A 26,958-nucleotide genomic window follows, 5' to 3' on the forward strand; every position below is an offset into this window, starting at 1 on the left:
GGAAATTTACTGCGACTGTAGCAAAAAACACGACTGAGTTGATCGATAGTTGCGATTAGTCTCGCGGTATGTCATCCCAGGCATCTGGTGCCAGTTGCTGTCCGATGTCCGGGTAACGCAGTGGATCAAAGACCGGGCGAACGCCGAGTTTACGCTGACGCAAGTAGTCGCTGGCCAGGGTACGCACCACCGGAGAGAGCAACAATATTGCCGTCAGGTTAGTGATCGCCATGCAGGCCATGATGATATCCGCCAGTTGCCACAGCAGCGGGAAGCTAAGCAAGGTGCCGACCACGACGGTTGAACAGGAGGTAATGCGTAAAGCCCAGATGAAGCGCTTATTGTCCAGCTTCAGAAAGTACAGATTGTTTTCCGCATAGATGTAGTTAACCACAATAGAGCTGAAGGCAAACAGAATCACAATGACTGCGACGAATGCCGCGCCCCACTCTCCGACCAGTGTATTCATCGCTTTCTGCACCAGTTGGATCCCTTCCATCGGCGCATAGGTGGCGTCGTTACCGGCCAGTAAAACCAACATTGCCGTTGCGCTACAGACGATCAGCGTATCGATAAAAATGCCGATCATCTGCACGATCCCCTGTGCCGCAGGGTGCGGCGGCCAGGATGCTGCTGCGGCAGCAGCGTTAGGCGTTGAGCCCATTCCGGCTTCATTGGAGAACATACTGCGTTGAAAACCGCTGGTGATCGCCTGACTCAGCGTATACCCCGCCACGCCGCCCGCCGCTTCTTGCCAGCCAAATGCGCTTTTGACGATAGAAATGATGATGTCCGGCAGTTGGTCGATGTTGATCAGACAAACCACCAGGCTGGTGACCACCCACATCAACGCCATCACAGGGACAAACCATTGCATCATCCGCGCCACGCCTTTGATCCCGCGGACGATAACCAACAGGGCGGCAATCGCCATGACAATACCGGTGGCAACCGGAGGGAAATCAAACGCGAATTTGAGAGCACGGGATACGGAGTTGGCCTGCACGCTGTTGAACACCAGGCCGTAGGCGATCAGCAAAAAGATGGCGAATAACACGCCCATCCAGCGCATGCCTAAACCACGTGCCATATACCAGGCGGGGCCGCCGCGAAACTGACCGTGGCGATCGCGTTCTTTGTAGAGTTGTGCGAGGGCACATTCAGCAAATGAGGTCGCCATCCCAATGATGGCGGCGATCCACATCCAGAACACCGCACCTGGTCCACCTGCGGTAATGGCCAGCGCCACACCCGCCAGGTTACCACTACCGATACGGGCGGCAAGGCCGGTGCAGAGTGACTGAAAAGAGGTTAACCCTCCCGGCTGCGGGTTAATGCTGTTTTTCAGACTTCTGCCAACCTGGCGGATATAGCGAAACTGGACGAAGCCTGTGCGCCAGGTAAACCAACACCCTGCTCCGAAGAGCAGGTAGATCATTACCGATCCCCAGAGCACATCATTAATGAACGTGAAAAAATCAGGCATTAACATCCCTCTTGTTGCTGCCGGTACGCTGTAACAACCCTGTGTAAGCGTTACCAATTGTCGAATAGTATATACGCTGCCGGACAATTGATAGCGGCCGAGTAGTATACATGAGGTTGTGTACCGGAATGGCGCGTCACATCAAGCCCGGACCAGAAATTGTCCGCAGATGCCCTCATGGGGATAAGCGCATTGTCTGCGGTTGCGCTGTCACAACGTCGTGTTATCATCAGGGCAGACCGGTTACATCCCCCTAACAAGCTGTTTAAAGAGAAACACTATCATGACGGACAAATTGACCTCCCTTCGTCAGTTCACCACCGTGGTGGCCGACACCGGAGACATCGCGGCAATGAAGCTGTATCAGCCGCAGGATGCCACAACCAACCCTTCTCTCATTCTTAACGCAGCGCAGATCCCGGAATACCGTAAGCTGATTGATGACGCCGTGACGTGGGCTAAGCAGCAGAGCAATGACCGCGCGCAGCAGATTGTTGACGCTACCGACAAACTGGCCGTAAACATCGGTCTGGAGATCCTGAAACTGGTCCCGGGTCGTATCTCCACGGAAGTGGATGCTCGCCTGTCTTATGACACCGATGCCTCTATCGCCAAAGCGAAACGCATCATCAAGCTGTATAACGACGCAGGCATCAGTAACGATCGCATTCTGATCAAACTGGCTTCAACCTGGCAGGGCATCCGCGCTGCTGAGCAGCTGGAAAAAGAAGGCATCAACTGTAACCTGACGCTGCTGTTCTCCTTTGCGCAGGCGCGAGCTTGTGCTGAAGCGGGCGTATTCCTGATCTCTCCGTTCGTGGGCCGTATTCTTGACTGGTATAAATCCAATACCGACAAGAAAGAGTATGCGCCGGCGGAAGATCCGGGCGTGGTTTCCGTAACGGAGATCTACGAATACTACAAACAGCACGGCTATGAGACCGTTGTGATGGGCGCAAGCTTCCGTAACATCGGTGAAATTCTTGAGCTGGCGGGCTGCGATCGCCTGACCATCGCACCGGCGCTGCTGAAAGAGCTGGCGGAAAGCGAAGGGGCTATCGAGCGTAAACTGTCCTTCTCTGGCGAAGTGAAAGCGCGTCCGGAACGCATCACCGAGTCTGAGTTCCTGTGGCAGCACAACCAGGATCCCATGGCGGTAGACAAGTTGGCGGACGGTATCCGTAAGTTTGCTGTTGACCAGGAAAAACTGGAAAAAATGATCGGCGACCTGCTGTAATCATTGATGCGTGACCGGTACGCCGGTCACGCTACCTATTCTCAACCCTGTCTGTCCTTCCCTTCGCAGTGTATCATTCTGTTTAACGAGACTGTTTAAATGGAATAATCATGAACACCTTACGTATTGGCTTAGTTTCCATTTCTGACCGTGCCTCCAGCGGTGTCTATCAGGATAAAGGTATTCCGGCGCTGGAAGAGTGGCTATCGACGGCGCTGACCACCCCTTTTGAGGTGCAGACACGCTTGATTCCTGACGAGCAGGCCATCATCGAACAAACGCTGTGTGAGCTGGTGGACGAGATGAGTTGCCATCTGGTGCTGACCACCGGCGGCACCGGTCCTGCGCGTCGTGATGTGACGCCGGATGCGACCCTCGCGGTTGCCGATCGCCAGATGCCTGGTTTTGGCGAACAGATGCGGCAGATTAGCCTGCACTTTGTACCGACGGCGATCCTGTCGCGCCAGGTCGGGGTGATTCGCAAGCAGGCGTTAATCCTCAATTTACCGGGCCAGCCGAAATCCATTAAAGAGACTCTGGAAGGCGTGAAGGATGCCGAAGGGAATGTCGTTGTGGCGGGTATCTTCGCAAGTGTACCGTATTGTATACAGCTTCTCGATGGGCCGTATGTGGAAACCGCGCCGGAAATCGTAGCATCTTTTCGCCCGAAAAGCGCAAGACGTGAAATAAACGCCTGAAATTAGTCTTTTCGTAAGATAAGCGGCGGTGAAAGTGGCGTGTTGATTTGTTTACGATATAGTAAGTTTTACTTTACATGTGTCGTTCATAACAATGCTCCACTGACTTATGGTTCGCTATGTCACAACATACACGCCCCCTGAATCGCCAGGATTACAAAACGCTGACGCTGGCCGCCCTTGGCGGCGCGCTTGAGTTTTATGATTTTATTATCTTTGTCTTTTTCGCTGCAGTGGTAGGGGAGTTGTTTTTCCCCGCTGATATTCCCGAATGGCTACGTCAGGTTCAAACCTTTGGCATCTTCGCTGCCGGATATCTGGCGCGTCCGTTAGGCGGCATCATCATGGCGCACTTTGGCGATCTGGTTGGGCGCAAAAAGATGTTCACCCTGAGCATTTTGTTGATGGCGGTTCCCACGCTGGCGATTGGTCTGCTGCCAACGTACGCCTCTATGGGAATTATTGCGCCGCTATTGTTGCTGCTGATGCGTATTTTGCAGGGGGCGGCGATTGGCGGTGAAGTTCCGGGTGCATGGGTGTTTGTGGCCGAGCACGTTCCCGAACGTCGTATCGGCATTGCCTGCGGAACGCTAACGGCGGGTCTGACGGTGGGGATCCTGCTGGGTTCCGTAGTAGCCACTCAGGTGAATACCCTTTTAACGCAACAGGCCGTGCATGACTATGGCTGGCGAATTCCGTTCTTGTTGGGTGGGATTTTTGGGCTGGTGGCGATGTATTTACGCCGTTGGTTACAGGAAACGCCGATCTTTCTGGAGATGCAGCAGCGTAAGACGCTGGCGCAGGAACTGCCGGTGAAGTCGGTCGTCGTGAAACATCAGAAGGCAGTGGTGATCTCCATGCTTCTGACCTGGCTGCTCTCCGCTGGGATCGTGGTGGTGATTTTAATGTCGCCAGTCTGGCTGCAAAAGCAGTACGGACTAGCCCCAGCCCTGACGTTGCAGGCAAACAGCGTGGCGACCATTATGCTTTGCGTGGGTTGCCTGTTGGCGGGCTTTATTGTCGACCGCGTTGGCGCCAGCAAAACCTTTATTGTTGGCAGCCTGTTATTGGCTTGTTCGAGCGGGTTGTTCTACCACCTGGCGGGCACACATCCGCAATATCTGTTCCTGCTTTATGGGCTGGTGGGGCTGTGTGTGGGAGTGGTGGGCGCTGTGCCATACGTGATGGTGCGCGCGTTTCCTGCGGAAGTCCGCTTTACCGGCATTTCATTTTCCTACAATGTTTCTTATGCCATTTTCGGTGGGCTGACGCCGATTGTCGTCACATTGCTGATGAGCGTCTCGCCGATGGCTCCAGGCTGGTATGTGCTGGCGTTGTCGCTGGTGGGATTGGGACTGGGAATTTGGTTGCGACAGGACATGTATTATCGCGATACGGAAATGCAGGCTGAGCTACAACAGCCGTAATAATGATCCCCCCTTAGCGGGGGGATACTGATGAATCAGTGTTTTTCACCAATCGGCAGAATGGTACGGCCAAACTGTTCGTTCAGCACTTCGCCCATCGCCAGGTAAATGGCGCTGGCGCCACATACTAAGCCAACCCAGCCGGCAAAGTGGATCACGGCTTCGTTACCCGCGATGTTACCCACAGCCAACAGAGCGAACAGAACCGTCAGGCTCAGGAACACGAACTGCAACATGCGTGCGCCCGTCAGCGTACCGAAGAACATAAACAGTGTGAATACGCCCCACAGGCCCAGGTAGGCGCCAAGGAACTGGGCATTCGGCGCTTCTGTCAGACCCATTTTCGGCATCAGCAGGATCGCGACCAGCGTCAGCCAGAACGAGCCGTAAGAGGTGAAAGCGGTCAAACCGAAGGTATTCCCTTTTTTGTATTCCAGCAGGCCGGCAAAAATTTGCGCGATACCGCCGTAGAAAATTCCCATCGCGAGAATAATACCGTCAAGAGCGAAGAAACCCGCGTTATGCAGGTTAAGCAGAATGGTGGTCATGCCGAAGCCCATCAGGCCCAGCGGTGCCGGGTTAGCCAACTTAGTGTTGCCCATAAATCCTCAAGATCATCATTAATTGAATGGTGAAATAGTTATCCCCGCTAAAACATGACGCCGTTCGGGGCGCGGCATAATAATCAGGAGAGAAGGGGCTGTCTATGATCTCATCGGGGGAAAAGAGTGAATTTTTGCCGTGATCGCCATCACACATCATCCAGGCGATTTATTTCAACAAAAGCAAAAATTTTTTTCATTCCCCCCTTGATGAAGTGGGTTACGACCCCACTTAGTAGTCAACCGCAGTGGTGAGTCTGAAAAAAAACGAATCAGGGTAGTTGAAACCGCACGTTTCGCCCTTATTACAGACTCACAACCACATGTTGACCGAATTTTTAGTGGAGACGTTTAGATGGGTAAAATTATTGGTATCGACCTGGGTACTACCAACTCTTGTGTAGCGATTATGGACGGCACTACTGCACGTGTGCTGGAGAACGCCGAGGGCGATCGCACCACGCCTTCTATCATTGCTTATACCCAGGATGGTGAAACTCTGGTTGGTCAGCCGGCTAAACGTCAGGCAGTGACAAACCCGCAAAACACCCTGTTTGCGATTAAACGCCTGATTGGCCGCCGCTTCCAGGACGAAGAAGTTCAACGTGATGTTTCCATCATGCCGTACAAAATCATTGGCGCCGACAACGGCGACGCATGGCTGGATGTGAAAGGTCAGAAAATGGCACCGCCGCAGATCTCGGCTGAAGTGCTGAAGAAAATGAAGAAAACGGCTGAAGATTACCTGGGTGAACCGGTAACGGAAGCGGTTATCACTGTACCTGCTTACTTTAACGATGCTCAGCGTCAGGCAACCAAAGACGCCGGTCGTATCGCAGGTCTGGAAGTGAAACGTATCATCAACGAACCGACTGCCGCTGCGCTGGCATACGGTCTGGATAAAGAAGTCGGTAACCGTACTATCGCGGTTTACGACCTCGGTGGTGGTACTTTCGATATCTCTATTATCGAAATCGACGAAGTTGATGGCGAAAAAACCTTCGAAGTTCTGGCAACCAACGGTGATACCCACCTGGGTGGTGAAGACTTCGACAGCCGTATGATCAACTATCTGGTTGAAGAATTTAAGAAAGATCAGGGCATTGACCTGCGTAACGATCCGCTGGCCATGCAGCGCCTGAAAGAAGCGGCAGAAAAAGCGAAAATCGAGCTTTCTTCTGCGCAGCAGACCGACGTGAACCTGCCGTACATCACTGCAGATGCCACCGGTCCGAAACACATGAATATCAAAGTGACTCGCGCGAAACTGGAAAGCCTGGTCGAAGATCTGGTGAACCGTTCCATCGAGCCGCTGAAAGTCGCTCTGCAGGACGCTGGCCTGTCCGTATCTGATATCAACGACGTTATCCTCGTGGGTGGTCAGACGCGTATGCCAATGGTGCAGAAGAAAGTAGCTGAGTTCTTTGGTAAAGAACCGCGTAAAGACGTGAACCCGGACGAAGCCGTGGCGATCGGTGCTGCCGTTCAGGGTGGTGTATTGACCGGTGATGTGAAAGACGTACTGCTGCTGGACGTTACCCCGCTGTCTCTGGGTATCGAAACCATGGGTGGTGTGATGACGGCGCTGATCTCCAAAAACACCACTATCCCGACCAAGCACAGCCAGGTGTTCTCTACTGCGGAAGACAACCAGTCTGCGGTAACCATCCATGTGCTGCAGGGTGAACGTAAACGTGCGTCTGATAACAAATCTCTGGGTCAGTTCAACCTGGATGGGATCAACCCGGCACCGCGCGGCATGCCGCAGATCGAAGTGACCTTCGATATCGATGCTGACGGTATCCTGCACGTTTCCGCGAAAGACAAAAACAGCGGTAAAGAGCAGAAGATCACCATCAAGGCGTCTTCTGGTCTGAATGAAGAAGAAATTCAGAAAATGGTTCGCGAAGCGGAAGCGAACGCCGAGTCTGACCGTAAGTTCGAAGAGCTGGTTCAGACCCGCAACCAGGGTGACCATCTGTTGCACAGCACTCGCAAGCAGGTTGAGGAAGCCGGCGAACAACTGCCAGCTGACGACAAAACCGCTATCGAGTCTGCACTGAGCGCACTGGAAACGGCGCTGAAAGGTGAAGACAAAGCGGCTATCGAAGCGAAGATGCAGGAGCTGGCGCAGGTTTCCCAGAAACTGATGGAAATCGCTCAACAGCAGCACGCACAGCAGCAGGCAGGTTCCGCTGACGCTTCCACAAACAACGCGAAAGATGATGATGTTGTCGACGCTGAGTTTGAAGAAGTGAAAGACAAAAAATAATCGCCCTTTGAACGGGTAATTACTGGCACGGGCGAAGAGGTTTCCTCTCCGCCCGTGCACGCATGTTAAGGGCAGATAAAAAGAGATGGCTAAGCAAGACTATTACGAGATTTTAGGCGTTTCCAAATCAGCGGAAGAGCGTGAAATCAAAAAGGCCTACAAGCGCCTGGCCATGAAATTTCACCCAGACCGTAATCAGGGTGATAAAGAGGCCGAAGCCAAGTTTAAAGAGATCAAAGAAGCGTATGAAGTCCTGACCGACTCGCAAAAACGCGCCGCTTACGACCAGTACGGACATGCTGCGTTTGAGCAAGGCGGTATGGGTGGCGGCGGCGGTTTTGGCGGCGGCGCTGACTTCAGCGATATCTTTGGTGACGTTTTTGGCGATATCTTTGGCGGTGGTCGGGGTCGTCAACGTGCTGCGCGTGGGGCCGATTTACGTTACAACATGGATCTCACCCTGGAAGAAGCCGTACGTGGCGTGACCAAAGAGATCCGCATTCCGACGCTGGAAGAGTGTGATGTTTGCCACGGCAGTGGCGCGAAAGCGGGGACTCAGCCGCAGACCTGTCCGACCTGTCATGGTTCCGGTCAGGTGCAGATGCGCCAGGGGTTCTTCGCGGTTCAGCAAACCTGTCCGCACTGTCAGGGACGCGGTACGCTGATCAAAGATCCGTGCAACAAGTGCCACGGCCATGGTCGCGTCGAGAAGAGCAAAACGCTGTCGGTTAAAATCCCGGCTGGCGTGGATACCGGCGACCGCATTCGTCTTTCAGGCGAAGGTGAAGCTGGCGAGCACGGCGCACCGGCAGGGGACCTGTACGTTCAGGTTCAGGTGAAACAGCACCCGATCTTCGAACGTGAAGGTAACAACCTGTACTGTGAAGTGCCGATTAACTTTGCGATGGCTGCACTTGGCGGTGAGATTGAAGTTCCGACGCTGGATGGCCGCGTGAAGCTGAAAGTGCCCAGCGAAACGCAGACCGGAAAACTGTTCCGCATGCGTGGCAAAGGCGTGAAGTCAGTCCGTGGTGGCGCGCAGGGCGATTTGTTGTGCCGCGTCGTGGTCGAAACACCGGTCGGTCTGAACGAGAAGCAGAAACAACTGCTGAAAGACCTGCAGGAAAGCTTTGGCGGCCCAACCGGCGAAAATAACAGCCCGCGCTCCAAGAGTTTCTTTGACGGTGTGAAAAAGTTCTTTGACGATTTGACCCGCTAATCACTGGCTAACGACGTTCTCATTGAGTAAAAACCGGTATTCCCTGTGAGGGGATACCGGTTTTTTATTATCTGGACCCCACTGTTTGTTTATAAAAATGAATGTGATTTTTATAACAAGCTGAATAAACAGGTATACGGCACCAGAATAAAATAATAGATGAGTCTTTATTAAAAGTGATGGACTTAGCATCTCTAAAACAACATTTTTTGACACCTTGTTTTTGGCAGGCTTTAACATCTTCTGATGTTAGATTTACATCACTCTTCTTCGATTCTGTTCAGTTAGTATTTGTCGCCGTGGTAAAGGGGTTTTACTGCGGAATAAAATATAGCTATGAGGAATAGATTAAATGCCTCGGATAAAAAACGTATTATTAACCAGTCTGGTGCTGGCTGCGCCTTCTCTTTTTAGCCACTCCGCGCAGGCGCTGGAATATAAAAATGCGTTCGGTTCAATTAATGCGGGTTATGCTGACTGGAATAGCGGGTTTGTCAATGTTCATCGTGGCGAAGTCTGGAAAGCGACAGCAGATTTCGGTATCAATTTTAAAGAGGCTGAGTTTTATTCATTTTATGAAAGCAATGTCTTAAATCACTCTGTTGCCGGGCGTAACCATACGGTATCAGCCATGACCCATGTCCGCCTGTTTGATTCCAACTATACCTTCTTCGGCAAACTTTATGGTCAGTGGGAAAACACCTGGGGCGATGACCTTGATATGTTTTATGGCCTGGGCTATCTCGGCTGGACAGGTAATTGGGGGTTCTTTAAACCGTATATTGGATTAAATAATCAATCTGGCGATTATGTTTCGCAGAAATACGGGCAAACCAGTGGCTGGAACGGTTATGTGCTGGGATGGACTGCGGCCTATAATTTTACGCTTCTTGAGGAGAAATTCGTTCTCTCAAACTGGAATGAAATTGAATTCGATCGCAATAACGCTTACGCGGAACAGCAATATGGTGACTATGGCATTAATGGCGGTCTGACGCTGGCATGGAAATTCTATCCCTGCTGGAAGGCGACGGTCACCTGGCGTTATTTCGAAAATAAATTAGGTTACGACGGTTTCGGTGACCAGATGATTTATATGGTCGGATATGAATTTTAATAAAAGGCAAAGGAGTTGAAATGAAAAGAACAATCGTTGCCAGTATGATTGGTCTGGCGTTATGTGCCGGAAGCACATTGCAAACCGTGCAGGCGGCGTTGGATAAACGGCCTAATCTGGTCATTATTATGGCTGATGATCTGGGCTATGGTGATTTGGCCACTTATGGACATCAAATCGTAAAAACTCCTAATATCGACAAACTGGCGCAGGACGGGGTGAAATTCACCGACTACTATGCGCCCGCTCCGTTGTGTTCTCCTTCTCGGGCCGGGTTATTAACCGGACGAATGCCATTTCGCACCGGGATCCGCTCCTGGATCCCGGAAGGAAAAAATGTCGCACTGGGCCGTAACGAACTGACGATTGCCAACCTGTTAAAGCAGCAGGGTTATGACACGGCGATGATGGGGAAATTACACCTCAATGCGGGAAGTGAGCGTACCGATCAGCCGCAGGCAAAAGATATGGGCTTTGACTACAGTCTGGTGAATGCGGCGGGGTTCGTGACAGATTCCACGTTAGATAATGCAAAAGAACGACCGCGTAACGGCATGGTGTATCCGACCGGATTTTTGCGTAATGGCAAACCCATTGGTCGAGCGGAAACTTACAGCGGTGAACTGGTCAGTTCAGAAGCGGTTAACTGGCTGGATAACAAAAAAGATGATAATCCGTTTTTCTTGTATGTCGCCTTTACGGAGGTCCACAGCCCGTTGGCTTCTCCGAAAAAATACCTCGATATGTATTCGCAGTATATGAGCGCTTATCAGAAACAGCATCCGGAGGAGTTCTACGGTGACTGGGCGGATAAACCCTGGCGCGGCACGGGAGAATATTACGCGAACATCAGTTACCTGGATGCCCAGGTCGGTAAAGTGCTGGATAAGATAAAAGCAATGGGTGAAGAAGAGAACACCATTGTGATTTTTACCAGCGATAACGGCCCGGTGACGCGTGAGGCGCGTAAAATATATGAACTGAATCTCGCGGGTGAGACGGATGGGTTACGTGGCCGTAAAGATAACCTGTGGGAAGGTGGGATTCGTGTTCCGGCAATCATTAAGTATGGCAATCATCTTCCACAGGGAATGGTCACGGATACACCGGCTTACGGTCTTGACTGGCTGCCGACGCTGGCAAGCATGATGAATTTTAAACTGCCAACCGATCGTACTTATGACGGGCAATCCCTGGCTCCCGTACTGGCGCATAAAACCTTAAAACGCGAAAAACCGATGATCTTTGGTATTGATATGCCTTTACAGGATGATCCGACCGATGAATGGGCGATTCGGGATGGCGACTGGAAAATGATCATCGATCGTGAAAATAAACCCAAGTATCTCTATAACCTGAAAAAGGATCGTTCCGAGACGCTTAATCAGTTGGGTAAACAGCCTGAAATCGAAAAAAGAATGTATGGCGAATTCCTGAAATATAAACAGAACATTGATAATGATTCTTTAATGAAGGCTCGCGGTGATAAACCGACACCGGTTACCTGGAGTTAATGGACGAATAATAAGAACAGTAAGTATGCCACTTAGGGCGCTGCCCGCCTGATTCAGTACATCGTGCTGAATCAGGTCCTTTTATTAATAGGGCTGAAGGGTGATGCAAAGAAAAAGCTGTCAGGTCATGGTGAAACCAACAGGATCGGTCTGCAATCTGGACTGTAAATACTGTTTTTATCTGGAGAAAGAGAAGCTCTATCCCGATAGAAAAAGTCATTACAGAATGTCAGATGAGATGCTTGAATTATTCGTCAAACAGCATATCGCCGCACAGGATGTGGATGACGTTATTTTTGCGTGGCAGGGAGGAGAGCCTACGCTGATGGGGATTGCGTTTTATCGGCGGGCCGTTGAACTCCAGCAGCGTTATGCGGCCGGAAAAACAATCATTAATACCTTTCAGACGAACGGCATTTTGATCGACGATGCATGGGCGCGTTTTTTCAGGCAACAGGATTTTCTGGTCGGCATCTCTATTGATGGTGATGCTGCATTGCATGATGAATGGCGGGTGACGCGTGCCGGCAAATCGACGCATGCTAACGTTGTCCGGGCGCTTCAATGTCTGGTGCGCCATGATGTTGAATTTAATACGCTCACGGTGGTGAACGGCACGAATATGCACCATCCACTCCTGGTCTATCAGTTTCTGAAAAGTATCGGGAGTCGCTATATGCAGTTTATTCCACTGATCGAACGAAGGTCTGCCAGTAATAATTCGATGCTGGCGACGCCTGCGGATAAGCAAGCCGAAGTAATGCCATGGTCTGTTGAATCCCTGGCATTTGGCCAGTTTCTTAATGCCATTTTTGATATCTGGCTCCGTCAGGATATTGGCGATATCGGTATACAGTTATTTGAGCAGACGCTGGCGGCCTGGTGTGGGTTGCCGCCGCAGGTATGCGTATTTTCTCCAACGTGTGGCAGTGCTTTTGCAATGGAAATGAACGGTGATGTCTATAACTGCGATCACTTTGTTTATCCGCAGTACGCGTTGGGAAATATTAAGAACACGACACTGCGTGCGATGAATAACAGTGAGCAAAATATGCGGTTTGGCGATGAGAAGCGTCGAACCATGGCGCAGGAGTGCCATTCCTGTCCGTGGCAGTTTGCCTGTCACGGCGGCTGTCCTAAGCACCGCTTTTTGCCGACCGACTTCGGCTCTTTTGCACAAAACTACCTGTGCGCGGGCTACCAGGCCTTTTTTGCCCACACCGCACCCGCAATGAAATCAATGAAAGCGCTCTATGAAAAAGGTATTTCACCTTCAGAGATAAAATCGTTATTCGCTTGAAGGCGATATTCGCAGGGAGTGAATATGTTTTCACGTATTAATGTCGATGCATGCAAAACGTCAGGCTGTAAAAACCTCGGCGTGTTGAATAGCCCTGACTATTCGGTGCAGGGGAAATATGTCCTGTGTCGTGCGTGTGGATTTTTGTTCCCTCTGATTTCTGAACGTTCACTGAACCTTTTTCGCCAATCGGCTAATCAGCTATGGTCAGGTCTGATTAAAGTTTGCCCGGGCTGTGGAGGGGCCACATTAAAGAAATATGGCTTTTCCGCTCAGGGAGCGCCGCGGCTCTATTGTCTCCAGTGCCATAAAACTTTTATTTCTCCCGTTGGGGATAAAACCGATCCTCGCCAGGAAGCGCTCGCCAGGCTTATTCAAGAAGGACACTCGCTGGCAGATATTCGTACCTCGTTAACGCTCGATAGCACGGGCCTGAACCGGCTATTACAAAAATTATCCCGCCAGTCGAATCAGGTGGAACGTGCGTATATTTTCCAAAAATTGGATTTAATCATGAGTACCCGTGCTTTTCGGGTAAAGTTTAACGGCGGCGACGGCTGTTTGTATGTTCTGGTCACGGCAGAGGAGAACAGTGGCAGGGTGATTGCCGTCACCACGAATTATTCAACGCTGCCTGTAGAAGACGAATACCGGTACACATCTTATTATGAAGAGCGCCTAGCACCCGGCACATTAACGCATCTCGTCCAGCGTAAAGAGCTGATCATCATGCGCCGCAATATCTTATTCGATGTGGACTATGGCCCCGCGTCGCTGCATAAAAACGATCCAGGGATGTTGGTCAAACCGGTTCTGCCTGCTTACCGACATTTTGAGTTAGTGAAAGCGTTGACGGATGAACGTTCCCTCAACGTTCAACATTACATAGAACAGGAATGTTTTATCTTTGGTGGATGCCTGATGGCGAATTTGCAGCATGTTCAGCAAGGCCGTTGCCATATTTCCTTTGTGAGAGAAAGAGGGTGTTCAGCGCGGCAAAACGACATTCCGTACCGAATGTTTCAGAGTGGCGGTATTCGTAACAATGTCTGGCGCACCTTTTCTACCCGGGATTATGCACTGGCGATATGTAATCTCACCGGTACTAAAAAAACGAGCATGTTGCGCTATGCCACGCTTGCTGGCGCAACGGCGTTCATTCAATACATCAATAATCATCCGTTTCTACCGCAGCTTAATCGTATGTCCCCAGCCAATGTCACCGCCACGCTGGACTACCTCCGCTACACCTTCAATCGTCTGTGCAACGAACAGTACGATCGCTGATTCCGTCATACTTCATGACATAATTCACTCGAAAAAACCGATTGTTTGACCATATATAATCTAATTTTAACGATGAGTTGTGAGGAGTATGATAGTAATTACGAAGTATTCACCTTATAGAGAGAATAAAAAGTGAAACATCTGCATCGTTTCTTCAGCAGTGATGCCTCTGGGGGCATCATTCTTATCATCGCCGCCGCACTGGCCATGCTGATGGCCAACATGGGTGTAACCAGTGGATGGTACCACGCCTTTCTCGAGACGCCTGTCCAACTGCGCGTTGGTGCGCTTGAGATCAATAAAAACATGCTGTTATGGATCAATGACGCCCTGATGGCGGTGTTTTTCCTGTTGATTGGCCTTGAGGTTAAGCGTGAGCTGATGCAGGGCTCACTGGCGAGTCTGCGTCAGGCGGCTTTCCCTGTGATTGCCGCCATCGGCGGAATGATTGTCCCGGCGCTGCTGTACCTGGCCTTTAACTATGCCGATCCGCTCACTCGCGAAGGCTGGGCGATCCCGGCCGCCACGGATATTGCGTTTGCGCTGGGCGTTCTGGCGCTGCTCGGCAGTCGGGTGCCGTTGGCGCTGAAAATTTTCCTGATGGCGCTGGCGATAATCGACGATCTCGGCGCGATAGTCATTATTGCTCTGTTTTATACCAACGATCTGTCGATGGTTTCGCTGGGCGTTGCGGCGTTCGCCATAGCATTGCTGGCGATTCTGAATCTGTGCGGCGTCCGGCGCACGGGGGTGTACATCCTCATTGGCGCAATACTGTGGACCGCGGTGCTGAAATCCGGCGTCCATGCGACGCTGGCAGGGGTGATCGTCGGCTTTTTCATTCCATTGAAAGAGAAACACGGGCGTTCCCCGGCAAAGCGTCTGGAACATGTTCTGCATCCGTGGGTGGCGTATCTGATCCTGCCGCTGTTTGCTTTTGCCAATGCGGGCGTTTCATTACAGGGCGTGACGATGGACGGACTGACGTCCATTCTGCCGCTCGGCATTATTGCGGGCCTGCTGGTAGGTAAGCCGCTGGGGATCAGCCTGTTCTGTTGGTTGGCGCTGCGTCTGAAGCTGGCGCAACTGCCGGAAGGAACCTCATTCCCGCAAATCATGGCGGTCGGCATCCTGTGCGGCATTGGTTTTACGATGTCGATCTTTATCGCCAGCCTGGCCTTTGGCAGCGTGGATCCGGAGCTGATTAACTGGGCGAAGCTGGGGATCCTGATTGGCTCCTTGCTGTCAGCGGTGATTGGCTACAGCTTGCTGCGCGCACGTTTACGCCCGTCAGTCTGATTGGGCGAGTTAGCAGGGGAGCCTCGTTCGGCTCCCCCTTTGTGATATTTATCAGAGAGAGTGTATGTCCCACATTAATTACAACCATCTCTATTACTTTTGGCACGTCTATAAGGAGGGGTCCGTGGTCGGTGCGGCGGAAGCGCTTTATTTAACGCCGCAAACTATCACCGGACAGATTAAAGCGCTTGAGGAACGCCTGCAGGGCAAACTCTTCAAGCGTAAGGGGCGAGGTCTGGAGCCCAGCGAGCTCGGTGAGCTGGTTTTTCGCTATGCGGATAAAATGTTTACTCTCAGCCAGGAGATGCTGGATATCGTGAACTACCGCAAAGAGTCCAATCTGTTATTTGATGTGGGGGTGGCGGATGCGCTGTCGAAGCGACTGGTCAGCAACGTACTGGATGCCGCCGTCGTTGAAGGGGAACAGATCCACCTGCGCTGTTTTGAATCAACCCACGAAATGCTGCTGGAACAGCTCAGCCAGCATAAGCTGGATATGATTATCTCGGATTGCCCGATTGACTCGACGCAACAGGAAGGGCTGTTTTCGGTGAAGATTGGCGAGTGTAGCGTGAGCTTCTGGTGTACCCAGCCGTTACCGGAAAAATCCTTCCCGGCCTGTCTGGAAGAGCGACGTTTGCTGATCCCCGGCCGGCGTTCGATGTTAGGACGCAAGTTGCTGAACTGGATTAATTCCCAGGGGTTGAAGGTCGAGATTCTGGGAGAGTTCGATGACGCCGCATTGATGAAAGCCTTTGGCGCAACGCACAACGCGATTTTCGTGGCCCCGACGCTCTATGCGCATGACTTTTACGCAGACGATTCGGTGGTCGAAATCGGTCGCGTGGAGAATGTGATGGAGGAATACCATGCCATCTTTGCTGAGAGGATGATTCAGCATCCGGCGGTACAGCGTATCTGTAATACGAACTATTCGGCGTTATTTACGCCCCAGAACAAATAGTCCAGACATAAAAAAACCCGCTTGCGCGGGTTTTTTCACAAAGCAACAATCAACAGGCGATTAAGCCAGTTTGTTGATCTGTGCAGTCAGGTTAGCTTTATGACGTGCAGCTTTGTTTTTGTGGATCAGACCTTTAGCAGCCTGACGGTCCACGATTGGTTGCATTTCGTTAAATGCTTTCAGTGCAGTAGCTTTGTCGCCAGCTTCGATAGCTGCGTATACTTTCTTGATGAAAGTACGCATCATAGAGCGACGGCTTGCGTTGTGCTTACGAGCCTTTTCAGACTGAACGGCGCGCTTCTTAGCTGATTTGATATTAGCCAAGGTCCAACTCCCAAATGTGTTCTATATGGACAATTCAAAGGCCGAGGAATATGCCCTTTTAGCCTTCTTTTGTCAATGGATTTGTGCAAATAAGCGCCGTTAATCTAGCGGCACTCGTTACGTAGTGATGGCGCAGGATTCTACCAGCTTGCGGTCTGTGAATACAGCTTTTCAGCGATAAAAATTGAATTGCTTTGTCAGTTTGTGGTCGGTATTTGCCTCAGGGTAATGAAATCCATCTGCTTTCTGTTTCGCCACATCAATCGCCGGTTAACCTTGACCGCCGTACAAGGTATACTTTGGCGATTTTCACTGTTTTGAGCCAGACATGAAGCTGATACGCGGCATACATAATCTCAGTCAGGCCCCACACGGGTGTGTGCTGACTATTGGTAATTTCGACGGCGTGCATCGTGGTCATCGTGCGCTGCTGCAAGGTTTGCAGGAAGAAGGGCGCAGGCGTGGCTTACCGGTGATGGTGATGATTTTTGAGCCACAGCCGCTCGAACTGTTTGCGACAGACAAAGCCCCTGCGCGGCTGACCCGCCTGCGTGAAAAATTGCGTTATCTCGCGCAATGCGGCGTCGATTACGTGCTGTGCGTGCGCTTTGACCGCCGTTTCGCCGCCCTGACGGCACAGACCTTTATCAGCGAACTGCTGGTGAATCGTCTTGGGGTGCAATTTCTCGCGGTGGGGGATGATTTCCGCTTTGGCGCTGGTCGCGAAGGCGATTTCTTGTTATTACAGAAGGCGGGTGTGGAATATGGTTTCGATATTACCAGCACCCAAACCTTCTGCGAAGGCGGCGTGCGTATCAGCAGTACCGCCGTGCGTCAGGCGCTGGCACAGGACAACCTGGCCCTCGCTGAAAGCCTGTTGGGCCATCCGTTTACCATTTCAGGCCGTGTTGTACACGGTGATGAACTCGGGCGCACCATTGGTTTCCCGACGGCAAACTTACCGCTGCGTCGTCAGGTTTCCCCGGTAAAAGGGGTCTATGCGGTAGAAGTGATGGGGCTTGGCGAGAAGCCATTGCCCGGCGTGGCGAACATCGGGACCCGTCCGACGGTTTCGGGCGTGCGCCAGCAACTGGAAGTGCATCTGCTGGATGTTGCAATGGACCTCTATGGTCGCCATATAGATGTAGTGCTGCGTAAAAAAATACGCAATGAACAGCGATTTGCTTCGCTGGATGAACTCAAAGCGCAGATTGCGCGAGATGAATTAACTGCCCGTGATTTTTTTGGGCTATCAAAACCGGCTTAAAGGCCTGGGTAATCAATACGGAACCGAGAATCTGATGAGTGACTATAAATCAACCCTGAATTTGCCGGAAACAGGGTTCCCGATGCGCGGCGATCTCGCCAAGCGTGAACCGGGAATGCTGGCGCGTTGGACTGATGATGACCTGTACGGCATCATTCGTGCGGCCAAAAAAGGCAAAAAAACCTTCATTCTGCATGATGGCCCTCCTTATGCGAATGGCAGCATTCATATTGGTCACTCGGTTAACAAGATTCTGAAAGACATTATCGTGAAGTCCAAAGGACTCGCGGGATATGACTCGCCTTACGTTCCGGGTTGGGACTGTCACGGTCTACCGATCGAATTGAAAGTGGAGCAGGAATTCGGCAAGCCGGGCGAAAAATTCACCGCGGCGGAGTTCCGTGCGAAGTGCCGTGAGTACGCTGCAACTCAGGTTGATGGGCAACGTAAAGACTTTATCCGTCTGGGCGTGCTCGGCGACTGGTCGCATCCGTATCTGACGATGGACTTCAAAACGGAAGCCAACATCATCCGCGCGCTGGGCAAAATCATCGGTAATGGTCATCTGCATAAAGGCGCGAAACCGGTGCACTGGTGCGTAGACTGCCGTTCTGCGCTGGCAGAAGCGGAAGTGGAATACTACGACAAAACCTCTCCGTCGATCGACGTGGCCTTTGTTGCTGCGGATCAGGACGCGGTGAAGGCAAAATTTGGCGTGGCGAATGTCAACGGGCCAATCTCGTTGGTCATCTGGACCACCACACCGTGGACGCTGCCGGCAAACCGCGCGATTTCCGTGGCGCCGGACTTTGACTACGCGCTGGTACAAATCGACGGTCAGGCGGTGATCCTGGCAAAAGATCTGGTTGAAAGCGTGATGCAGCGCATTGGCGCGACAGATTATACCGTTCTCGCCACCGTAAAAGGGGCGGAGCTTGAACTGCTGCGCTTTACCCATCCGTTTATGGGTTTCGACGTTCCGGCGATCCTCGGCGATCACGTGACGCTGGATGCCGGTACTGGCGCGGTACATACCGCGCCAGGCCATGGTCCGGATGACTATGTCATCGGCCAGAAATACGGTCTGGAAGTTGCTAACCCGGTAGGTCCGGACGGCGCTTATCTGCCGGGTACTTATCCGACACTGGACGGTGTGAACGTCTTTAAAGCGAACGATATTGTGGTTGCGCTGCTGACCGAAAAAGGCGCGCTGCTGCACGTTGAGAAAATGCAGCACAGCTATCCGTGCTGCTGGCGTCACAAATCACCTATCATCTTCCGTGCAACCCCGCAGTGGTTCATCAGCATGGATCAGAAAGGTCTGCGCGAGCAGTCTCTGAAAGAGATCAAAGGCGTGCAGTGGATCCCGGACTGGGGCCAGGCGCGTATCGAATCAATGGTAGCGAACCGTCCTGACTGGTGTATCTCCCGTCAGCGTACCTGGGGCGTGCCGATGTCTCTGTTCGTTCACAAAGACACTGAAGAGCTGCACCCGCGCGCCATCGAACTGATGGAAGAAGTGGCAAAACGCGTTGAAGTTGACGGTATTCAGGCCTGGTGGGATCTCGACCCGAAAGACATTCTGGGTGACGAAGCCGATCAGTACGTGAAAGTGCCGGATACCCTGGACGTCTGGTTTGACTCTGGTTCAACGCACTCCTCCGTCGTGGATGTCCGCCCGGAGTTCGCCGGTCATGCTGCGGATATGTATCTGGAAGGCTCCGACCAGCATCGTGGTTGGTTCATGTCGTCTCTGATGATCTCTACCGCGATGAAAGGCAAAGCGCCGTATCGCCAGGTACTGACGCACGGTTTTACCGTCGATGGTCAGGGCCGCAAGATGTCCAAGTCTATCGGTAACACCGTTTCGCCGCAGGATGTGATGAACAAACTGGGCGCTGACATTCTGCGTCTGTGGGTGGCATCAACCGACTACACTGGTGAAATGGCGGTATCGGATGAGATCCTCAAACGTGCTGCCGACAGCTATCGTCGTATCCGTAACACCGCGCGCTTCCTGCTGGCGAACCTGAACGGGTTTGATCCGGCTAAAGACATGGTGAAACCGGAAGAGATGGTGGTACTGGACAGATGGGCGGTGGGCTGCGCGAAAGCGGCGCAGGAAGACATTCTGAAAGCGTACGAAGCCTACGATTTCCACGAAGTGGTACAGCGCCTGATGCGTTTCTGCTCCGTCGAAATGGGGTCGTTCTATCTCGACATCATCAAAGACCGTCAGTACACCGCGAAAGCGGAAAGCCGGGCGCGTCGCAGCTGTCAGACCGCGCTGTACCATATCGCGGAAGCGCTGGTACGCTGGATGGCGCCGATCATGTCCTTCACCGCAGATGAAATCTGGGGCTACCTGCCGGGTTCTCGTGAGCAGTATGTCTTCACCGGTGAGTGGTACGAAGGCTTGTTTGGTCTGGCGGACAGCGAAGCGATGAACGATAGCTTCTGGGACGAGCTGCTGAAAGTGCGTGGCGAAGTGAACAAAGTGATCGAACAGGCGCGTGCGGATAAGAAAGTGGGCGGTTCTCTGGAAGCGGCAGTCACCCTGTACGCCGAACCTGAACTGGCTGCGAAGCTGACCGCACTGGGCGATGAATTACGATTTGTCCTGTTGACCTCCGGGGCGAAAGTCGCTGACTATGCCGGGGCTCCTGCAGATGCGCAGCAGAGCGAACTGCTCAAAGGGCTGAAAATCGCCCTGAGTAAAGCCGAAGGTGATAAGTGCCCGCGTTGCTGGCATTACACGACGGATGTCGGCAAGGTAGCGGAACACGCAGAAATTTGCGGACGCTGTGTCAGCAACATCGCCGGTGATGGCGAAAAACGTAAGTTTGCCTGATGAGTAAGCCTCTTTGTTCAACAGGGCTACGCTGGCTGTGGCTGGTGGTAGTCGTGCTGATTATCGATTTGGGCAGCAAGTACCTGATCCTCCAGAATTTTGCTCTGGGGGATACGGTGCCGCTGTTCCCGTCGCTTAATCTGCATTATGCGCGTAACTATGGTGCGGCATTTAGCTTCCTCGCCGATAGCGGCGGCTGGCAGCGCTGGTTCTTTGCCGGTATCGCGATCGGTATCTGTGTCATTCTGGCGGTGATGATGTATCGCTCCAGCGCGACGCAAAAGCTGAATAATATCGCGTATGCGCTAATCATTGGCGGCGCGCTGGGGAACCTGTTCGACCGCCTGTGGCATGGTTTCGTGGTCGATATGATCGATTTCTACGTCGGGGACTGGCATTTTGCTACGTTTAACCTCGCCGATAGTGCGATCTGTATCGGCGCCGCAATGATAGTCCTGGAAGGATTCCTGCCGAAAAAGCAGGCGTAATACAGTGCCGGATGGTGGCGTAATCGCCTTATCCGGCCTATAAAATAGCGCGATCCTTGTAGGCCCGATAAGTGCAAGTGCCATCGGGCTAACTGGTGAGTCACAACAAGTGAGCAACCTGCATGTCTAAATCAGTACAGAGTAACAGTGCGGTGCTGGTGCACTTCACCTTAAAACTCGACGATGGCTCCACCGCAGAGTCAACCCGTAATAACGGCAAGCCCGCGCTTTTTCGCCTGGGGGATGGCTCTCTGTCTGAAGGACTGGAGCAACATCTTCTCGGACTGAAAGACGGCGATAAAACCACTTTTTCCCTGGAGCCGGATGCCGCGTTTGGCATCACGACGCCTGACCTGATTCAGTATTTCTCGCGCCGCGAATTTATGGACGCCGGCGAACCTGAAATCGGGGCTATTATGCTCTTTACCGCAATGGACGGCAGTGAGATGCCTGGTGTGATCCGCGAAATCAACGGTGACTCGATCACCGTCGATTTTAACCATCCGCTGGCCGGGCATACCGTTCATTTTGATATTGAAGTGCTGGAAGTCGATCCGGCACTGGAGGCGTAACATGCAGATCCTGTTGGCCAACCCGCGCGGTTTTTGCGCTGGTGTAGACCGCGCTATCAGCATTGTTGAAAACGCGCTGGCCATCTACGGCGCGCCGATTTACGTTCGTCATGAAGTGGTACATAACCGCTACGTGGTCGACAGCCTGCGCGAACGCGGGGCGATTTTCATCGAGCAGATCAGCGAAGTGCCAGACGGCGCGATCCTGATCTTTTCCGCGCACGGCGTCTCTCAGGCGGTGCGCAACGAAGCGAAAGGCCGTGACCTCACTGTCTTTGATGCGACCTGTCCGCTGGTAACCAAAGTGCATATGGAAGTGGCGCGCGCCAGTCGTCGTGGCGAAGAGTCGATCCTGATTGGTCACGCCGGACACCCTGAAGTGGAAGGCACAATGGGGCAGTACAGCAACCCGGCAGGGGGCATGTACCTGGTGGAATCGCCGGAAGATGTTTTTTCGCTCAAGGTGAAAAACGAAGGCAAGCTCTCCTTTATGACCCAGACCACGCTCTCCGTGGACGATACCTCAGACGTGATTGACGCACTGCGTCAGCGCTTCCCGAAAATCGTCGGACCGCGTAAAGATGACATTTGCTACGCCACTACCAACCGTCAGGAAGCGGTGCGCGCGCTGGCGGAGCAGGCGGATGTTGTGCTGGTGGTGGGCTCAAAAAACTCATCGAACTCCAACCGTCTGGCTGAACTGGCGCAGCGGATGGGGAAAGCGGCGTTTCTGATTGACGATGCGACCGACATTCAGGAAGAGTGGGTGAACAATGCCAGCTGCGTTGGCGTGACTGCCGGGGCATCCGCGCCGGATATTCTGGTGCAAAACGTGATTGCCCGCCTGCAGGAACTCGGCGGCGGCGAAGCGGTTCCGCTGGAAGGCCGCGAAGAGAATATTGTCTTCGAAGTGCCAAAAGAGCTGCGTGTGGATGTTCGTGAAGTAGAATGATTTAGTTCACGCTAATCTGTGCGAAGATGCCGGGTCTGATACCCGGTATTTTTTTATGGAGGAATCATGCGTCTGCCCATTATTCTCGACACCGATCCGGGCATTGATGATGCTGCGGCGATTGCTGCTGCGCTGTTTGCCCCTCAGCTCGATCTGCAACTGATGACCACGGTCGCCGGTAATGTTTCCGTGGAAAAGACCACCCGCAACGCCCTGCAACTGCTGCATTTCTGGAATGCCGACATTCCCCTCGCCCAGGGGGCCGCCACGCCGCTGTTACGTCCGCTACGCGATGCCGCCTATGTTCACGGCGAATCCGGCATGGAAGGCTATGATTTTGTCGAGCATGACCGACAACCGCTGGCGAAACCGGCGTTTATCGCCCTTCGTGACGCGCTGATCAGCGCCCCGGAGCCGATCACGCTGGTGGCGATTGGTCCGCTGACGAATATTGCGCTGCTGCTGATGCACTATCCGGAGTGCACCTTCAACATCCGCCGTCTGGTGATCATGGGCGGTTCTGCCGGACGGGGAAATTTCACCCCTAACGCTGAATTCAATATCGCCGTCGATCCGGAAGCCGCAGCGCGCGTATTCGAAAGTGGCATTGAGATTGTGATGTGTGGGCTGGATGTCACAAACCAGGCGATGTTGACGCCGGATTATCTGGCTTCGCTGCCCACCCTCAATCGCACTGGAAAGATGTTACATGCCTTGTTCAGCCACTATCGCAGCGGGACAATGCGCACCGGCGTGCGAATGCACGATCTCTGCGCGATTGCCTGGCTGGTGCGTCCGGATCTGTTTACCGTCAAGCCGTGCTTTGTCGCGGTTGAAACCCGGGGGGATTATACCGCCGGGACGACCGTGGTGGATATTGAAGGGCGGATGAACAGACCAGCAAACGTGCAGGTCGCTCTGGAAATTAATGTTGCAGGGTTCCAGCAGTGGGTGGCAGAAGTTCTGGCACTGGCACCGTAAGGAGTGTGATGCGCACCGCACTCTGTGGACGGAACTGGTAGGTTAATCGATTAATCTGCTAATCTGATTCTGTTGTTCTCCTCGGGCCGGAGACACATATGAATCTTACTTTTATCCAGCCACCGCAGGTGGAATGGGCGAGTGGCGCGTTGTCAAAAGGACCGCTGTTACGTAAATCAACCCGCATTCAGGATCTCATTGAGGTTTTTGCCGATGAGCCTGCCCGGCAACAGTTGGCGGGCGAACACGTGGTGTATGACGTTGAGATGCTGGCGACCTCTTCGGCGGAAGGCGAACTCTATACGGGCGTGACGCATCTTTATCCCGGACATGTCGGCGGTGAATACTTTATGACCCGCGGGCATTTCCATGCGCGCCGTGAACAGGGCGAAGTCTATTTTGGCCTGCGCGGAAAGGGACTTTTGCTGCTGCAAAATGAGCACGGGCAGGCGCGACTGGAAAACGTTTTCGCCGGATCCATTCATATCATCCCAGGTTTTACCGCACACCGCTTAATCAACACCGGAAATGAGGTGCTCTCCGCGCTTGCTGTCTGGCCTGCTATCGCCGGACATGATTATGCGGCGCTGGCGAAGGGGTTCACCCTCAGGGTCTTTGAGGAAAATCAGCAGATTCTGGTAAGGGAGGTGCAGAATGGTTGACTCTGCCTCTCTTTATGGTCTGGATATGACCGTGCATCGTCATCCGCTTGGGTTCAGTTATGGGGATGACGTGACCGGGCCTATGCCGGAAATTCGCCGACTCGATCAGATTCGTGCTTCGCTGCGTGATCCGCAGTGTGAGGGACCGGAAGAGGTATACGCTATCGCGATGGACGTGGCGCGTCTGCAGGATCGCGAGGAGCTAAAAAAACGCATGCTGTTGTTCGGTGTGGTGACCTATGCCGCGGGTCGGTTGGGTGAAGAACCGATTCGTAGTCAGGGACATGTGCATCGTGTGAGTCAGCACAGCGGGTGGTCTCCGCCAGAGTTGTATGAGATCTGGCAGGGGAAAGCGATCATCTACATGCAGGAATATGTTGGGGACGATCCTGGTCGCTGCTTTGCGGTGATCGCAGGACCCGGTGAAAAAGTGCTGGTGCCGCCCGGTTGGGGACATGCGACGATATCCGCCGATCCGAATGAGCCGTTAACCTTTGGCGCGTGGTGCGATCGGGAATATGGTTTTGAATATGAGGCTGTGCGGGCGCATAAAGGGCTGGCGTGGTATCCGTTATTACAGGGTGACCACGTCATCTGGCAGCACAACCCGCGCTATATTGCCGGGCGATTGCAGGCCGTCACGCCTCGTCAGTATACGGAGTTTTCACTGACTTCAGCGCCAATCTATCAGCAATTTATATCCGACCCGGGGCGCTTTCAGTTTATCTCTCGCCCGGATAAATGCGCAGGGCTGTGGCAGAACTTCCATCCATGAAAAACCGGGGCATTGCCCCGGTAGTTCCGTCTTTTCGCGATTAACCTGCAAACAGACCTGTTGCGACGCCAAGCGCGGCCAGTATCAGCAGTAAAACCATCGCTTTTACCGGTGAGACACCGCGTTTTGCCATCAGATACCAGGTACCGAGAACGACGACCAGCGGCAGCAATTGCGGGAAAATGCCATCCAGCATCTGCTGAACATGGATATTCACACCATCTTTGGTAATAAACTCCATCCCGGTTCCAAGCTTCACGTAGCTGGCTGCGACGCCCCCCATAACGAAAACACCTAACAGCGATAAGGCTTCGCGCAGACGAGTGGACTTGCTGCTCACCAGTATTTCTACCGAGCCGGAGCCCATTTTGTAGCCTTTCAGAAACAAGAACCATGAGCCGGGAATGATGATCGCAAGCCAGGCGACGGTATAAAACAAGGGACCGAGGATATTGCCGCCTGCCGCCAGCGCCATGCCGATACTGAGCAGGATGGGGATCAACATCCCAGGGATCATGGAATCACCGATCCCGGCAATGGGACCCATTAAACCCACCTTAAGGGTGTTGATCGTCTCTCCGTCGATCGGCTCCCCGTTCGCTTTTTTCTCTTCCAGCCCCAGCGCCATTCCATTCACAATGGCGCCAATCTGGGGTTCGGTATTGTAGAACGAGGCGTGTCGACGCAACATTTCGGTTCGTTGTGCGGCATCGGGATAGAGCTTTTTCGCCACCGGCAACATGCTCAGACAAAATCCAAAAGATTCCAGACGTTCAAAACTCATCGACGATAAGTTATGCATCATCCAGGCCCGCCAGCAGCGGCGAAGATCTTTACGGGTCAGCGTACGTTCTTCCATCAGAATTCATCCTCATCATCGCGGGTAACCGACGTCGCGTTTGCAGCCTGCGGCGGTTCCGGCTTGTAGTTATAGTGGATCAGCGCCAACAGTGAACCGACGATCACCAGCGCGACCATGTTGAGTTTTAAAAAGACGATGCAGACGAAACCGACGAGGAAGTAGATCAACATGGTGTAATTTTTGATGATCTGCTTGAGCAGAATTGCAATCCCGACGGCGGGCAGAATGCCGCCCAGTACGTTCATTGTCGACAACACCATCTTCGGCAGGCTGTCCATAAAACCGCTGATGTACTGTGCGCCAAAGTAAACCGCAATAAAGGTGGGCACAAAACGCAGGACAAAGTTTGTCACCTGAGGCCAGATGGCACTGTTCAGGTAAATTCCCCGCTCATCGCCCCGATCCAGTGCCGCATCGGCACGATGGTTCCAGAAAGAGTTCAGTACCATCATCGCATTAAATAAGATGGTCCCGGCAATCCCGATGGTAGCGGCTAAGGCGACCGCGACCTCCGGGCCTTTGCCTGAGAGGATCCCCAATGCAATGGCCGGGTAAGCCACAAAGTTGAGATCGGCAGGCATTGAGCCGCCGGGCGTGACCATCGCGATATATACTGCCTGAACCGCAACGCCAATCATGATCCCGGTTTTCATGTCACCGAGAATAATCCCGACCAACGTGCCGGAAATCAGCGGTCGAGTGATTAAATACCAGCCGCCCGTCAGTCCCAACAGCCAGGGGCTGCTGAGGGCGCCGAGATAACACAGAATGCCAATCAACATCGCTTCGATAATCATCGTCC

At 52.8% G+C, this 26,958-nt stretch carries 24 protein-coding genes and 1 pseudogene; 20 read left to right on the forward strand and 5 right to left on the reverse strand.

The features are described from left to right. Positions 1–55: 55 nt before the first annotated feature. A complete protein-coding gene (locus AOY24_RS07510; RefSeq protein ID WP_042998015.1) occupies positions 56–1,486 on the reverse strand; it encodes a sodium:alanine symporter family protein in 1,431 nt (476 codons plus the stop codon). A gap of 283 nt (positions 1,487–1,769) precedes the next feature. On the opposite strand from AOY24_RS07510, the gene tal reads away from it, so the two are divergent. The 3 genes from tal to AOY24_RS07525 all read left to right on the forward strand — a co-directional run bounded on the left by tal (position 1,770) and on the right by AOY24_RS07525 (position 4,848). After that, entirely contained in the window at positions 1,770–2,723 is a 954-nt protein-coding gene (tal, locus tag AOY24_RS07515) for a transaldolase (protein WP_042998014.1), read from the forward strand. Between the two features lie 110 nt (positions 2,724–2,833). Beyond that, entirely contained in the window at positions 2,834–3,421 is a 588-nt protein-coding gene (gene mog / locus AOY24_RS07520) for a molybdopterin adenylyltransferase (protein WP_054176427.1), read from the forward strand. 119 nt (positions 3,422–3,540) lie between these two features. Beyond that, complete coding sequence (locus AOY24_RS07525) at positions 3,541–4,848, forward strand: MFS transporter (RefSeq protein ID WP_054176428.1); 1,308 nt, start codon at positions 3,541–3,543, stop codon at positions 4,846–4,848. A 35-nt stretch (positions 4,849–4,883) separates the two neighbouring features. On the opposite strand, the gene satP is transcribed toward AOY24_RS07525, so the two are convergent. Beyond that, a complete protein-coding gene (gene satP, locus AOY24_RS07530) occupies positions 4,884–5,450 on the reverse strand; it encodes an acetate uptake transporter (RefSeq protein ID WP_042998011.1) in 567 nt (188 codons plus the stop codon). Positions 5,451–5,805: 355 nt separating this feature from the next. Here satP and dnaK point away from each other — a divergent pair, with 355 nt between their 5' ends. From dnaK to nhaR, 8 genes are all read left to right on the forward strand, one after another. Next, positions 5,806–7,722, forward strand: coding sequence for a molecular chaperone DnaK (gene dnaK, locus AOY24_RS07535; RefSeq protein WP_042998010.1), 1,917 nt, complete (start codon positions 5,806–5,808; stop codon positions 7,720–7,722). A gap of 85 nt (positions 7,723–7,807) precedes the next feature. Beyond that, entirely contained in the window at positions 7,808–8,941 is a 1,134-nt protein-coding gene (gene dnaJ / locus AOY24_RS07540; protein ID WP_042998009.1) for a molecular chaperone DnaJ, read from the forward strand. A 352-nt stretch (positions 8,942–9,293) separates the two neighbouring features. Further along, complete coding sequence (locus AOY24_RS07550) at positions 9,294–10,058, forward strand: outer membrane protein OmpK (protein ID WP_054176429.1); 765 nt, start codon at positions 9,294–9,296, stop codon at positions 10,056–10,058. Positions 10,059–10,078: 20 nt separating this feature from the next. Next, positions 10,079–11,572: a sulfatase gene (locus AOY24_RS07555; RefSeq protein WP_054176430.1), complete on the forward strand. Its 1,494-nt coding sequence runs from the start codon at positions 10,079–10,081 to the stop codon at positions 11,570–11,572. 100 nt (positions 11,573–11,672) lie between these two features. Beyond that, positions 11,673–12,872 carry an anaerobic sulfatase maturase gene (locus AOY24_RS07560; protein ID WP_082366174.1) on the forward strand — a complete coding sequence of 400 codons (1,200 nt, stop codon included), beginning with the start codon at positions 11,673–11,675 and terminating at the stop codon, positions 12,870–12,872. A 24-nt stretch (positions 12,873–12,896) separates the two neighbouring features. Next, positions 12,897–14,159: a hypothetical protein gene (locus AOY24_RS07565; RefSeq protein WP_054176432.1), complete on the forward strand. Its 1,263-nt coding sequence runs from the start codon at positions 12,897–12,899 to the stop codon at positions 14,157–14,159. A 132-nt stretch (positions 14,160–14,291) separates the two neighbouring features. Next, complete coding sequence (gene nhaA / locus AOY24_RS07570) at positions 14,292–15,458, forward strand: Na+/H+ antiporter NhaA (RefSeq protein ID WP_044267366.1); 1,167 nt, start codon at positions 14,292–14,294, stop codon at positions 15,456–15,458. 64 nt (positions 15,459–15,522) lie between these two features. Continuing rightward, a complete protein-coding gene (gene nhaR / locus AOY24_RS07575; protein WP_042998004.1) occupies positions 15,523–16,422 on the forward strand; it encodes a transcriptional activator NhaR in 900 nt (299 codons plus the stop codon). A 60-nt stretch (positions 16,423–16,482) separates the two neighbouring features. Here the strand turns inward: nhaR and rpsT are convergent, their stop codons facing one another. Further along, positions 16,483–16,746, reverse strand: a complete 264-nt coding sequence (rpsT, locus tag AOY24_RS07580; RefSeq protein ID WP_003018940.1) for a 30S ribosomal protein S20 — start codon at positions 16,744–16,746, stop codon at positions 16,483–16,485. Positions 16,747–16,854: 108 nt separating this feature from the next. Between rpsT and AOY24_RS25350 the strand changes: the two are divergent. The 9 genes and pseudogenes from AOY24_RS25350 to AOY24_RS07620 all read left to right on the forward strand — a co-directional run. Then, a pseudogene (locus AOY24_RS25350) lies at positions 16,855–17,067 on the forward strand (DUF2575 domain-containing protein); the annotation flags it as partial. 7 nt (positions 17,068–17,074) lie between these two features. Continuing rightward, a complete protein-coding gene (gene ribF / locus AOY24_RS07585; RefSeq protein ID WP_042998003.1) occupies positions 17,075–18,013 on the forward strand; it encodes a bifunctional riboflavin kinase/FAD synthetase in 939 nt (312 codons plus the stop codon). 34 nt (positions 18,014–18,047) lie between these two features. Beyond that, on the forward strand, positions 18,048–20,864 hold the full coding sequence (gene ileS / locus AOY24_RS07590) for an isoleucine--tRNA ligase (RefSeq protein WP_043001723.1): 2,817 nt from the start codon (positions 18,048–18,050) through the stop codon (positions 20,862–20,864). Further along, complete coding sequence (gene lspA, locus AOY24_RS07595) at positions 20,864–21,352, forward strand: signal peptidase II (protein WP_042998002.1); 489 nt, start codon at positions 20,864–20,866, stop codon at positions 21,350–21,352. Before ileS ends, lspA begins: the two co-directional genes overlap by 1 nt. Before the next feature lie 122 nt (positions 21,353–21,474). Then, positions 21,475–21,924, forward strand: coding sequence for an FKBP-type peptidyl-prolyl cis-trans isomerase (gene fkpB / locus AOY24_RS07600; RefSeq protein WP_042998001.1), 450 nt, complete (start codon positions 21,475–21,477; stop codon positions 21,922–21,924). A 1-nt stretch (position 21,925) separates the two neighbouring features. Further along, positions 21,926–22,876, forward strand: a complete 951-nt coding sequence (gene ispH / locus AOY24_RS07605) for a 4-hydroxy-3-methylbut-2-enyl diphosphate reductase (RefSeq protein ID WP_044255605.1) — start codon at positions 21,926–21,928, stop codon at positions 22,874–22,876. 66 nt (positions 22,877–22,942) lie between these two features. Next, positions 22,943–23,857 (forward strand): ribonucleoside hydrolase RihC, encoded by a 915-nt coding sequence (gene rihC, locus AOY24_RS07610; protein ID WP_042997999.1) that lies wholly within the window; start codon positions 22,943–22,945, stop codon positions 23,855–23,857. A gap of 98 nt (positions 23,858–23,955) precedes the next feature. After that, the gene (locus AOY24_RS07615; RefSeq protein WP_054176433.1) at positions 23,956–24,519 is read left to right on the forward strand and encodes a glucose-6-phosphate isomerase family protein; all 564 of its coding nucleotides are present in this window, start codon (positions 23,956–23,958) and stop codon (positions 24,517–24,519) included. Next, positions 24,512–25,294 (forward strand): glucose-6-phosphate isomerase family protein, encoded by a 783-nt coding sequence (locus tag AOY24_RS07620; RefSeq protein WP_042997997.1) that lies wholly within the window; start codon positions 24,512–24,514, stop codon positions 25,292–25,294. The genes AOY24_RS07615 and AOY24_RS07620 overlap by 8 nt, the downstream gene beginning before the upstream one ends. A gap of 40 nt (positions 25,295–25,334) precedes the next feature. Here the strand turns inward: AOY24_RS07620 and AOY24_RS07625 are convergent, their stop codons facing one another. Then, positions 25,335–26,153, reverse strand: coding sequence for a PTS system mannose/fructose/sorbose family transporter subunit IID (locus AOY24_RS07625; protein WP_042997996.1), 819 nt, complete (start codon positions 26,151–26,153; stop codon positions 25,335–25,337). Next, positions 26,153–26,953 (reverse strand): PTS sugar transporter subunit IIC, encoded by an 801-nt coding sequence (locus AOY24_RS07630; RefSeq protein ID WP_042997995.1) that lies wholly within the window; start codon positions 26,951–26,953, stop codon positions 26,153–26,155. Before AOY24_RS07630 ends, AOY24_RS07625 begins: the two co-directional genes overlap by 1 nt. Positions 26,954–26,958: the final 5 nt, after the last annotated feature.

Origin of the sequence: Citrobacter sp. CtB7.12 (genome assembly GCF_001297795.1) — a bacterium.
Taxonomy (GTDB): Bacteria; Pseudomonadota; Gammaproteobacteria; order Enterobacterales; family Enterobacteriaceae; genus Citrobacter_A; species Citrobacter_A amalonaticus.

Bases quoted from the DNA above. Each gene is read 5' to 3' on its own strand.
- AOY24_RS07510 (WP_042998015.1), bottom strand. From the start codon at position 1,486: ATGCCTGATTTTTTCACGTTCATTAATGATGTGCTCTGGGGATCGGTA.
- tal (WP_042998014.1), top strand. From the start codon at position 1,770: ATGACGGACAAATTGACCTCCCTTCGTCAGTTCACCACCGTGGTGGCC.
- mog (WP_054176427.1), top strand. From the start codon at position 2,834: ATGAACACCTTACGTATTGGCTTAGTTTCCATTTCTGACCGTGCCTCC.
- AOY24_RS07525 (WP_054176428.1), top strand. From the start codon at position 3,541: ATGTCACAACATACACGCCCCCTGAATCGCCAGGATTACAAAACGCTG.
- satP (WP_042998011.1), bottom strand. From the start codon at position 5,450: ATGGGCAACACTAAGTTGGCTAACCCGGCACCGCTGGGCCTGATGGGC.
- dnaK (WP_042998010.1), top strand. From the start codon at position 5,806: ATGGGTAAAATTATTGGTATCGACCTGGGTACTACCAACTCTTGTGTA.
- dnaJ (WP_042998009.1), top strand. From the start codon at position 7,808: ATGGCTAAGCAAGACTATTACGAGATTTTAGGCGTTTCCAAATCAGCG.
- AOY24_RS07550 (WP_054176429.1), top strand. From the start codon at position 9,294: ATGCCTCGGATAAAAAACGTATTATTAACCAGTCTGGTGCTGGCTGCG.
- AOY24_RS07555 (WP_054176430.1), top strand. From the start codon at position 10,079: ATGAAAAGAACAATCGTTGCCAGTATGATTGGTCTGGCGTTATGTGCC.
- AOY24_RS07565 (WP_054176432.1), top strand. From the start codon at position 12,897: ATGTTTTCACGTATTAATGTCGATGCATGCAAAACGTCAGGCTGTAAA.
- nhaR (WP_042998004.1), top strand. From the start codon at position 15,523: ATGTCCCACATTAATTACAACCATCTCTATTACTTTTGGCACGTCTAT.
- ribF (WP_042998003.1), top strand. From the start codon at position 17,075: ATGAAGCTGATACGCGGCATACATAATCTCAGTCAGGCCCCACACGGG.
- ileS (WP_043001723.1), top strand. From the start codon at position 18,048: ATGAGTGACTATAAATCAACCCTGAATTTGCCGGAAACAGGGTTCCCG.
- lspA (WP_042998002.1), top strand. From the start codon at position 20,864: ATGAGTAAGCCTCTTTGTTCAACAGGGCTACGCTGGCTGTGGCTGGTG.
- fkpB (WP_042998001.1), top strand. From the start codon at position 21,475: ATGTCTAAATCAGTACAGAGTAACAGTGCGGTGCTGGTGCACTTCACC.
- ispH (WP_044255605.1), top strand. From the start codon at position 21,926: ATGCAGATCCTGTTGGCCAACCCGCGCGGTTTTTGCGCTGGTGTAGAC.
- rihC (WP_042997999.1), top strand. From the start codon at position 22,943: ATGCGTCTGCCCATTATTCTCGACACCGATCCGGGCATTGATGATGCT.
- AOY24_RS07615 (WP_054176433.1), top strand. From the start codon at position 23,956: ATGAATCTTACTTTTATCCAGCCACCGCAGGTGGAATGGGCGAGTGGC.
- AOY24_RS07620 (WP_042997997.1), top strand. From the start codon at position 24,512: ATGGTTGACTCTGCCTCTCTTTATGGTCTGGATATGACCGTGCATCGT.
- AOY24_RS07625 (WP_042997996.1), bottom strand. From the start codon at position 26,153: ATGGAAGAACGTACGCTGACCCGTAAAGATCTTCGCCGCTGCTGGCGG.
- AOY24_RS07630 (WP_042997995.1), bottom strand. From the start codon at position 26,953: ATGATTATCGAAGCGATGTTGATTGGCATTCTGTGTTATCTCGGCGCC.